This window comes from Mesorhizobium sp. M5C.F.Ca.IN.020.29.1.1, assembly GCF_003997375.1.
Classification (GTDB): Bacteria; Pseudomonadota; Alphaproteobacteria; order Rhizobiales; family Rhizobiaceae; genus Mesorhizobium; species Mesorhizobium wenxiniae.
In genome coordinates, this window is record NZ_RZSW01000583.1 from 1 (window position 1) to 3,736 (window position 3,736).

The 3,736-nt window shown below is 64.4% G+C and carries 6 protein-coding genes; all 6 read left to right on the forward strand.

Annotated elements, in window-relative coordinates; translation table 11 throughout:
* Window positions 1–472, forward strand: a 472-nt coding sequence (locus EOA85_RS30085; RefSeq protein ID WP_127212165.1) for a TOBE domain-containing protein, incomplete at its 5' end; no start/stop codon positions are given.
* Entirely contained in the window at window positions 465–1,484 is a 1,020-nt protein-coding gene (locus tag EOA85_RS30090; RefSeq protein WP_127212166.1) for an ABC transporter ATP-binding protein, read from the forward strand. The genes EOA85_RS30085 and EOA85_RS30090, both read left to right, overlap by 8 nt.
* 29 nt (window positions 1,485–1,513) lie before the next feature.
* A complete protein-coding gene (gene dhaL / locus EOA85_RS30095) occupies window positions 1,514–2,116 on the forward strand; it encodes a dihydroxyacetone kinase subunit DhaL (protein ID WP_127212167.1) in 603 nt (200 codons plus the stop codon).
* Window positions 2,113–2,502, forward strand: a complete 390-nt coding sequence (gene dhaM, locus EOA85_RS30100) for a dihydroxyacetone kinase phosphoryl donor subunit DhaM (RefSeq protein WP_027151568.1) — start codon at window positions 2,113–2,115, stop codon at window positions 2,500–2,502. The genes dhaL and dhaM overlap by 4 nt, the downstream gene beginning before the upstream one ends.
* A gap of 21 nt (window positions 2,503–2,523) precedes the next feature.
* Complete coding sequence (locus EOA85_RS30105; RefSeq protein WP_095521149.1) at window positions 2,524–2,826, forward strand: HPr family phosphocarrier protein; 303 nt, start codon at window positions 2,524–2,526, stop codon at window positions 2,824–2,826.
* Window positions 2,810–3,736: phosphoenolpyruvate-utilizing N-terminal domain-containing protein (locus EOA85_RS30110; RefSeq protein WP_164759976.1), on the forward strand; the 927-nt coding region annotated here is incomplete at its 3' end. The genes EOA85_RS30105 and EOA85_RS30110, both read left to right, overlap by 17 nt.

Consider the following 3,736-nt stretch of genomic DNA (forward strand, 5'->3'; position numbering starts at 1 on the left):
GTTTGGAAGTCCACGCGAAATCTACGACCGGCCGGCGACGATGTTCGTCGCCGATTTCATCGGCTCGCCGCCGATGAATTTTCTCGGCTTTGGTGGCGGGCTTTCAAAGGGCGCCAGGGAGATCGTGGTGCAAGGCGCCAAGGTGGCAGTGCCGGAGGTGCGCGAGGATATCGCGTCGACCGACATGGCGCTCGGCATCCGGCCGGAACACATCCGCTTCGACGACGGCTCGAAGCTGCGCGGCGCCATCTATGGCACCGAATATCTCGGCACCACGCAGATCGTTGCGGTGGAGACATCAGGCGGCATCATCAAGGCGCGGGTGCCGGCCGAAATCCGGCTCAATGCGGGCGACCATGTCGGCCTGGCGCTGAGCAGCGCGCGGCTGTCGCTGTTCGAGAAGGGATCCGGCCGCGCGGTGCGAACCGCAATCCATGACGGGGCCTCTCAGGGAAAAGCGCATCATGGCTGACGTGCACATCAAAGGCGTGACAAAAGCCTTCGGCGAGCATGTCGCCGTGGACACTCTCGATCTGCACGTCGCCGATGGCGAATTCGTCGTGCTGCTCGGCCCGACCGGGGCCGGCAAGACGACGACGCTTCGGCTTGTCGCAGGATTGGAACGGCCGGATACGGGCTCAATCCATATCGGCGGCCGTGATGCGACAATGTTGTCGCCGGCCGAGCGCGACACCGCCTTCGTCTTCCAGCAATATTCGCTCTATCCGCATCTGTCAGTCTACGACAACCTGGCCTTTCCGCTGCGCTCGCCGGCGCGGCGGCTGAGCGAGGACGCGGTGCGCCGCCGCGTCGAGGATGTGGCCAAGATGGTGCGTATCCACCACAAGCTCTCCAACCGCTCCACCAAACTTTCCGGCGGCGAGATGCAGCGCGTCGCCATCGGACGCGCCCTAGTGCGCAAGCCCTCGATCTACCTGATGGACGAGCCGCTGTCGTCGCTCGATGCCAAGCTGCGCGCCGATCTCCGGCTTGAGCTGAAGCGCATTCAGGCCGAGGTCGGCGCTACCATGCTTTATGTCACGCACGACCAGATCGAAGCGATGACGATGGCCGATCGGATCGGGATTCTCGCCGATGGCGTTCTGGTGCAGATCGGCACGCCGCGGGCAATCTATTCCGAGCCGGCAAACCTTCATGTCGCTGCAAGGCTCGGCCAGCCGGCGATCAATCTGTTGCCGACCGGCCTGCTGCCCGATGGCGACATGCCGGCGGGAACCAGGACGATCGGTGCGCGTACAGAACATCTGTCGATCGGCAAGGCATCGAACGGCCCCGCCGACGGCGTTGTTGACTGGGTCGAACATCTGGGCGACCAGAATCACCTGCATGTGACGGTGGGAAGCAAAAAGCTGGTGACGCTGACCGACCCCGACACGCAATTGGAAAGAGGCGACAGGGTGGCTATTCGTTACCGGGCGCCGCTGTTCTTCGACCAGGCCGGCAACAGGATTGTAAACCGATGAGCCCTGGGACGCTGGACAAGACTGGGACGATGGACAAGGTTGACCTGAAGACGCTGATACCAGCCACCGCCGATACGATTGCAGCTCACGCGGACGAGCTGACCGCGCTCGACCAGGCGATCGGCGACGGTGACCATGGGCTCAATATGAAGCGCGGCTTTGAGGCGGTGCGGGCTGAGGCCGAGGCGTTCGCGGCAAAGCCATTGCCGGAGGCGCTGAAGGCGATCGGCACCAAGCTGGTGATGACGGTCGGCGGGGCATCGGGACCGCTGTTCGGGACGCTGTTCATGGCGCTCGGCAAGGAGATTTCTGCTGAGCCGGATCACGCCAATCTGGCGGCGGCTTTCGGTAAGGCAATCGAGGCGGTGGCAGCCAGGGGCAAGTCGCAGGTCGGGCAAAAGACAATGCTCGACGTGCTGAAGCCGGTGCATGACGCCCTGCTGCAGGGAAAAACCGGGGCGGAAATCGCCGATGTCGCGGACAATGCGGCCGCTGCCACCGTGCCGATGGAAGCCTTGCGCGGACGCGCCTCGTTTCTCGGCGACCGCTCGATCGGCCATATGGATGCCGGCGGGCGCTCGGTCGCGCTTTTGGTGCGGGCCGTCGTCGAAAGCATCGAGGGGCAAGCATGAGCAATGTCGGCATCGTCATCGTATCGCATTCCCCGCTGGTCGCCGAAGGCACGGCCGATATGGTGCGCCAGATGGTCGGCGACGAAGTGCCGCTTGCATGGTGCGGCGGAAACGGCCATGGCGGGCTGGGAACCAATGTCGAGGCGATCATGGGCGCCATCGACAAGGCCTGGTCGGAGGCGGGTGTCGCCATACTTGTCGATCTTGGCGGCGCCGAGACCAACAGCGAGATGGCGGTCGAGATGATCGGCGAGCCGCGCGCGCACAAGATCATCGTCTGCAATGCGCCGATCGTCGAAGGCGCGGTGATGGCGGCGACGGAGGCGTCCGGCGGCGCCTCGCTCAGGGAAGTAGTGGCGACGGCACACGAATTGTCGCCATCGTGAATGAACAGGAATTTTGACAGCATGTCCGCATCCGCCGAAGCCACAGTCCTGATCACCCATGAGGTCGGCCTGCATGCGCGCCCTTCGGTGAAGTTTACCAAGCTCGCCAAGACATTTTCAGCCGAAGTCGAAGTGGCGCTCGCCGCCAACGGGCCTTGGTTCGACGCCAAGAGCATCGTCAAGGTGATGGCGGCCAAGGCGCCGAAAGGCACGGTGCTGCATATCCGAGCGAGGGGTGACGGCGCCGGCGAGGCGGTCGGCGCGCTGGTCGAGCTGGTGCGGCGCGACTTCGACGAGGGCGTGGACCATGCCCGAACCGCTTAGGTTGAAGGGGATTTCGGCTTCGGCCGGCTATGCCGAAGGGCCGCTGTTCAACCTCGATCCGGTTGTCGCGCGCTATAACCGTAAAGCGACCGCCGCTGACGAGAGGCTCGCGCTCGCAACGGCAATCAAGGCAGCGACTGGCCGACTTGCCACGCTCGTCGAAGCGACCGAGGGCGATGCGGCCGAAATTCTCGAATTCCAGCTCGCCATGCTGGAGGACGATGCACTGACCGGCCCGGCCTTTGCCGCGATTGCCGTCGGCCAGCCGGCCGATACGGCATGGCGGCAGGCGCTCGACGCCGAAATTGTGGGCTACGCGACGTCCGATCAGGACTATTTCCGGGCGCGCGCCGCCGACATGCGCGACATACGCGACCAGGTGCTGCGTGCACTGACCGAAGAGAGCGAGGCTGCGGCGCCGGCAGGAGCCATCTTCTATGGCGAGGACATCGCGCCGACGCGCTTTCTCGAAACCGACTGGAGTTCCGGCGGCGGCATTGCGCTGAAAGCGGGCAGTGCCGCCAGCCATGTCGCCATGCTGGCGCGCTCGCGCGGCGTGCCGATGATCGTGGGGCTCGGTGCTTCGCCGGCTCATCTTGCCGGCGTCGCCCTGCTTGATGCCGAGCATGGCGGCATCATATTGGCGCCATCAAGGGCAGAGGTCGAGGCGTTCCGACGAAAATCGTCCTCTTTCGCGGCACGTCGTGACCGGGCGGAAACTTTTTTGACCCGGCCGGCAGTGACGAAAGCCGGCACGGCGGTGCGGGTGCAGGTCAACATCGCCGATCCGTCCGATGTCGACAGCATCGATGTCTCGACCTGCGACGGTGTCGGGCTAATGCGGACCGAATTCCTGTTCGGCAAGACGCTGCCGGATGAGGAAACGCAATATCGAGCCTACCGCAAAGTG

Bases quoted from the DNA above. Each gene is read 5' to 3' on its own strand.
- EOA85_RS30090 (WP_127212166.1), top strand. From the start codon at position 465: ATGGCTGACGTGCACATCAAAGGCGTGACAAAAGCCTTCGGCGAGCAT.
- dhaL (WP_127212167.1), top strand. From the start codon at position 1,514: ATGGACAAGGTTGACCTGAAGACGCTGATACCAGCCACCGCCGATACG.
- dhaM (WP_027151568.1), top strand. From the start codon at position 2,113: ATGAGCAATGTCGGCATCGTCATCGTATCGCATTCCCCGCTGGTCGCC.
- EOA85_RS30105 (WP_095521149.1), top strand. From the start codon at position 2,524: ATGTCCGCATCCGCCGAAGCCACAGTCCTGATCACCCATGAGGTCGGC.